The following is a 5,855-nucleotide window of genomic DNA, read 5'->3' as shown; positions in this document are numbered from 1 at the left end:
AGCGCCGGACCTCACCCTCCGGCTCAAGTCTATGGTCAAGCCCAGACACAAAACGATCCTCCAATCAGGATCGTCAGACTGCGCTCTCACGCCTGACCTATGAAGGTGACCCCGGGACGACGCTTACAGACGTGTTGTCCGGCGTGCCCGCATCCCGAACAGTCCCTCTCCGAATGGTTCCGCGAAGATCCTTTGCTGACAATGGGATGCTGTGCAGACAAAGCGCCGAGCGGTGATACGCAGTTCCGGGCGCCGCCCGCTACAGGGCAGATCTGAAACAGTACGGATGTAGCGGCTAGGAATGCGCCTCGATGGCGCCGAGCATCGCGGACAAGCGCGGCTCGCGGCGGCGGCCCTGGCATGTACGATGAGGGTGGGCCGCATGGCGCTGATTCTCCCATCGAGATCCGCACCACTTCGGTCCCAAACATCATCAAGAGTGAGTCAGACCAATATTCCATGCCGAAACACAATTTGCATCGACAGTACCCCTGGCTCAGGTGATGGAGCCGGCCTTCAGCAGTACCACAAACGCAGACAGGATATGGTAGAAGGACGAGGCTGGCGCCGGTTCTTCAAGGAAGGAGCCATCGGCCAGCCACTGGTCCCGCCATAGGCCGGCCACGGGCACGTCGAGGTAAGCCTTCAGAACCTCGAACGCCTCGTGGGCATCGGCAACGAAGGCGTCCCGCGCCTCTGCGTCAGATGTAGCAGCCGCGAACACCAGCGCGGTGCGTAAACGCTCCGTCTGCGCCCATAGGCGAGCCCGGGGATCCGTCGGGGTGCCTGACGCATTCACCGCGAAGATCACAGCACGGCGGTCCTGGGCGATGCCGAACCGCGTACCGAAGGAGTAAAGTCGAAGCGCTGCGGCGCGGTGATCGACGCCCAATAGGTCGCTGGCATGACGGAATAGATAAGCCCACTCGAACTGGTGCCCCGGCTCGCGCACGGCCCCCGGCTCCCCCTCGGCGAAATGCCAGTCACCATCGTAATACTCGCCGATGGCACCGGTTTGAGGATCAATAAGGCGATTCGCGCCGAGCTCGAGGATGGTACGGCCGATTTCCTCGAACGGCTCGCGGACACCTTTTGCTACCCAGGCGAGTTGCGCTTCCAGAAGATGCATCTGCGGATTGGAGCGCAGCGGAAGGATGCGAGGCATTGCCTCCTCAAAGCCAAACTCCGGGTGGGCACGCTGCGCCTTAAGCTCGGCCAGGAGCCCGCGGGCGGCAACGAGAAGGTCCGTGTTGCCGATTCCGGCGAAATGGGCATGGGCGAGGGCGAACAAAACGAAAGCTTGATCGTACAGGTCGGCTGTGTCGGCCAAGGGCGAGCCATCCGCCGCCACCAAGCAACGATAAAGCCCGTCCGGACGGCGGAAGTGGCTCATAAAGTAGAACAGGCCATGCGCTGCGGCCTCGCGCCAAGGCCCGTGCCAACCGAGGCGCCCGCCTTCAATGAAGGCATAGGTCTGCCTCGTCTGGACCCGAAGGCGGCGTGGCGCGGTGACCGGCACACCATTCAACGCGATCTTCTCGTAGTAGCCGCCCGCCGGGTCCGCGCCGACTTGCCACCAGAGCGGCAAAGCGGCATCGAACAGCCATTCACGCGCCCAATATGCCTCAGCCTCGAGCATTATTTATACTCCCCGACTTTCCACAGCAATTGACCAGTCGAAGCGAACATGGCCATTTTTGCTCGCATTTCTGCAGCGACAAATTGTCTGACCAGACTTCCCCGGAGGCAATCTAGGGTCGAGGCTCGGTCAGGCCAGATGGCGAAAGCGGTTGGGAGCGCCACAGCGGAAAGGGAGTTGGCGGCCAGTTTGATCCTCCCCCGTTTTAGTGAACACCAATGTTAGGCTGTGCGGACGGATTTGATGAGGATGAAGCTCAAGGCGAGAGCGACGATGGCGGCGAAGCCGCATTCGGTCTTCTCGCAGCGCCGGGCGACGCGCTTGAAGCGCTTGAGCTTTCCGAAGCACTGCTCGATGCGGGCGCGGCCCCTGTAAAGCGCCTTCGGGAAGAAGGCTGGGCGCTCCTTCGCGTTGGATTTGAAAGGGATGGCGGGCGCGATGCCGCGCGCCCGGGCGATGGCCCGGTTGGCCTTGGCGTCATAGCCCTTGTCGGCGAGCGCCGCGCGCGGCGTGACATCGGGACCCAGATCCAGCAGCAGCTTGAACAGCGGACTGTCGCCGGCTTCCCCGCCGGTCAGGTGGAAGGCGATCGGCTGGCCGTCGAAGTCGCTCTTGAGGTGGATCTTGGTGGAGAAGCCGCCACGCGAACGGCCGAGGGCTTGGCCGTCTGACGTTGCCCCTCCTGGCTAATCCAGTTTGAAGTTCGTTCTGGCCCATTGTGAAGCGCTCCCCATTTCTAGGCCATCCGGAGCTGGAAAATTCCGGGGTTATGAAGCGCTCCCCGTTTCTAGGCCACCCAGAGCTGGAAAATTCCGGGGTTATGAAGCGCTCCCCGTTTCTAGGCCACCCAGAGCTGGAAAATTCCGGGGTTATGAAGCGCTCCCCGTTTCTAGGCCACCCAGAGCTGGAAAATTCCGGGGTTAGAGCTCATACCGGCGGGGATGCCGGAGAGCCATTCATGAGCGCGATCGGCGGCTTGTTGCCGATCGCGCTGTGCGGGCGAACCTCGTTATAGTCTCTACGCCAAGCCTCCATTTTCGCCCGTGCGTCGTCAAGGCTCATGAACCAGTGCGTGTTCAGGCATTCGGCCCGGAGCTTGCCGTTGAACGACTCGATAAAGCCGTTGTCCGTGGGCTTTCCGGGCCGCGAGAAGTCGAGCACCACGCCCTTCTGATAGGCCCACAGGTCGAGATCCCGACTGACGAACTCCGATCCCTGATCCACCCGGATGCTCTGCGGATAGCCGGTGCTCCGGCAGATCCGCTCCAGCGTCAGCACGACATCCTCACCCCGATAACTGAACCGGGGATCCACCGCCGGCGAGAACCGTGTGAAGGTGTCGACGATGGTCAGAACCCGGATCTTCCGGCCCGTGGCGAGCTGATCGTCCGCGTCGCCGGACGACGGTCGTCCCGCAGCTTCGCCTTCACACGGCGCTTCGGCACCTTGTTCCGCAACTGAAGGCCCAAGTCCTTGTAAAGGCGATAAATCCGCTTCGGACTGACCGCCCAGCCCTCTCGCCGCAACAGGATGTGCACGCGGCGATAGCCATAGCGCACGCGCGTCTCGCAGATCTCCTTGATCCGCTGGTTCAGCTCGGCCTGCGTGCCCCGCTTCGACTTGTAGGCATAGAGCGCACGATCGACCGCCAGGGTGGCACAGGCACGCCTGGCCGACACCTTCCAGTCTTCGCGCAGCCTGTCCACAAGCTCCCGCTTGCGCGCAGGCCTCAGAGCTTGACAGCACGTCCTGCAACATCGCCTTGTCCAGCGACAGATCCGCAACGATCCGCTTCAGCTTGGCGTTCTCGTCTTCCAACTGGCGCAGTCGCCGCATCTCCGAAGGCATCAGCCCCGCATACTTCTTGCGCCAGTTGTAGAACGTCGCGTCCGATATCCCGGCCTTCCGGCACACCTCCGCCACCGGTGTTCCGTCTTCCGCCTGGTTCAGCACGAACGCAATCTGCGCCTCCGTGAACTTCGACGCCTTCATGGAACTCTCCTCGTCCCCGAGCCGGGGATCATAAGTGGAAAACTCCAGCTCAGATTGGCCTAAAAAACGGGGGGCACGTCAGCGAGTGATATCGTCCTCGCCGAGATAGGAGCCGGTCTGGACCTCGATGAGCTCTAGCGGAATCTTGCCTGGGTTCTTGAGGCGATGGACGGTGCCGATGGGGAGGTAGGTCGATTCGTTCTCATGCAAGATAAAGGTGCGATCATCAAGCGTGACCTCAGCCGTCCCGTTTACCACAATCCAATGTTCGGACCGGTGGTGGTGCTTCTGCAACGAGAGCACTCCGCTGGGTTCGACCACGATCTTTTTCACTTGAAAGCGCTCACCTTCGCAAACGCCTTCGATCGTGCCCCACGGCCGGTGGACGGTCAGATGCTCGTCTATCAGACGCGGGTTCCGCTCCTTGAGCAAATTGACCAGGTCCTTTACGTCTTGGCTGCAACTTGACGGCATAACAAGCACCGCGTCATGAGTTGCGATGACTGATAGGCCCTCGATGCCAATGGCCGTCACCAGAGGTCCATCCGAGCGAACGTAAGATTTGGAGCTGTTCAGCAGCTGCACGGGGCCAATCGTAACATTCCCAGTCTCATCTTTGGCGCCAATCTCGTGGAGAGCGTCCCAAGCCCCAACGTCGGACCATCCGAAGGTGCCACGCACCACGGCGGCAAGGCGCGTCCGCTCCATTACGGCGAAGTCGATGGATTTTGCCGGCGCCGACTTGAAAGCCGCAGGTTCGAGCCTAAAGAAGCCGATACTATCCACTTTCGCTTGGGCAACTGAGGCCGTCACCGCTGCGGCGATGGCGGGTTCGTAGCGCTCGGCCTCCTCCAGAAGGACGCCGGCGGGAAACAGTAAGTTGCCAGAGTTCCAGAGGTAGCCGGCCTGCATGTAGTGCTCGGCAGTCGCTTGGTCTGGCTTCTCGACGAAGGAAGCGACCTCGTAGACGCCGCCTGGGTCGAGCTCCATTCCCCGCCGGATGTACCCGTAGCTAGTACGCGGCTCAGTTGGCGAAATGCCGAACGTCACGATGCGTCCGAGGCGGGCGATCTTCGCTCCAAGGTACACGGCCTCGCGGAATGCGGCAGTGTCCTGCACAACATGATCCGAAGCGAGGCCGAGCACTATAGTCTCACGTCCATATGTATCGGCGACGTGTCGGACTGCCGCAAGGAGGGCGGGCGCGCTGTCGCGACGGGCAGGCTCGAGTATGACGGTGACGTCGATGCCAACCTCGCGCGCTTGACGTTGCGCAAAGAAGCGGTATTCCTCGTTGGTAACCACCACTGGTGGGCCAAATACGTCATCCGGCGCGCACCTCTGCAGCGTGTCTTGATAGAGCGTTCTGTTCGTGGCAAGGGGCAGGAATTGCTTCGGCAAGCTATTGCGCGACAGCGGCCACAGGCGCGTTCCCGATCCTCCAGCCATAAGGACGGGTATAATCTTCCCGATTGTTGCGTGACGGGTTTCGGGCTGTGCTTGGCAAATCATGGAAGGCTCGTGGCTGGAGTCGAAGTAGTATACAGCAATGTCACTGTCCGGGGCCACAAGAGGGTTCATACGGCTAATCTCAGGCGTCACCGAAGCTGCCGTGGCCTACGCATTTGCCGAGGATAGGGGGAACCAACGTCGGCAATGTTGGGTTCAGAGCGTCGATCGCACCGGTACGCGCTATCGCAGCGTGCGTCCTGACGATGCGGTCGTGCGCGAGGCCATGAAGGCGTGGCGGGCGAGCGCCGCAGGTTCGGCTACCGGCGGATCCACGTCATGCTGAGGCGCCAGCGGATCGTCATGAACCACAAGATGCTGCGCCGGCTCCGTACCCCTCCGGCGAGGGCCGCCTTGCGGAGGTGAGGCGATGACGTGAGTCCTAGGAGTAATCCTAGGAGTAGTCATATGACGCTGTCGCGGGTGGAGGTGATCACCTCGGTGGAGCGGCGCCGGCGTTGGCCGCGGGCCGAGAAGGAGCGGCTGGTGGCGCTGGCACTGGAGCCCGGGGCTTCAGCTTCCGAGATCGCCCGCTCGGCGGGCGTGCATGTGAGCCAACTCTTCCGCTGGCGCAAGCAGCTCTGCGAGCGGGGAGTGTCAGGGGTTTCGTGTGGGGGCGGTCATGATGGACCCTATGGAGGTTCCCGATGGCCCGACGCAAAGCCCCCCGTATTCGTGACGAACTGCTGGACCAGTTGCTGGCCGGTGCCGATCC

General features: G+C 61.9%; 5 protein-coding genes and 1 pseudogene. 1 reads left to right on the top strand and 5 read right to left on the bottom strand.

Translation table 11 applies throughout. The features are described from left to right. Window positions 1–123: 123 nt before the first annotated feature. The 5 genes and pseudogenes from ABLE93_RS27155 to ABLE93_RS26650 all read right to left on the bottom strand — a co-directional run bounded on the left by ABLE93_RS27155 (window position 124) and on the right by ABLE93_RS26650 (window position 5,143). Window positions 124–384 carry a transposase family protein gene (locus tag ABLE93_RS27155; RefSeq protein ID WP_510183098.1) on the bottom strand — a complete coding sequence of 87 codons (261 nt, stop codon included), beginning with the start codon at window positions 382–384 and terminating at the stop codon, window positions 124–126. Between the two features lie 112 nt (window positions 385–496). Continuing rightward, window positions 497–1,639, bottom strand: a complete 1,143-nt coding sequence (locus ABLE93_RS26665; RefSeq protein ID WP_348842685.1) for an AGE family epimerase/isomerase — start codon at window positions 1,637–1,639, stop codon at window positions 497–499. A gap of 221 nt (window positions 1,640–1,860) precedes the next feature. Then, window positions 1,861–2,262 (bottom strand): transposase, encoded by a 402-nt coding sequence (locus tag ABLE93_RS27150; protein ID WP_510183099.1) that lies wholly within the window; start codon window positions 2,260–2,262, stop codon window positions 1,861–1,863. Between the two features lie 304 nt (window positions 2,263–2,566). Beyond that, window positions 2,567–3,631 (bottom strand): annotated as a pseudogene (locus ABLE93_RS26655) (IS3 family transposase). Window positions 3,632–3,709: 78 nt separating this feature from the next. Beyond that, a complete protein-coding gene (locus ABLE93_RS26650; RefSeq protein ID WP_348842686.1) occupies window positions 3,710–5,143 on the bottom strand; it encodes a mannose-1-phosphate guanylyltransferase/mannose-6-phosphate isomerase in 1,434 nt (477 codons plus the stop codon). 405 nt (window positions 5,144–5,548) lie between these two features. Here ABLE93_RS26650 and ABLE93_RS26640 point away from each other — a divergent pair. Beyond that, window positions 5,549–5,855: transposase (locus tag ABLE93_RS26640; RefSeq protein ID WP_348842683.1), on the top strand; the 307-nt coding region annotated here is incomplete at its 3' end.

The organism is Xanthobacter pollutisoli (genome assembly GCF_040044995.1).
In the GTDB taxonomy this organism is placed as follows: Bacteria; Pseudomonadota; Alphaproteobacteria; order Rhizobiales; family Xanthobacteraceae; genus Xanthobacter.
Note: the sequence above shows the minus strand (reverse complement) of the source record. Positions and strands in the feature narration are given on the sequence as shown.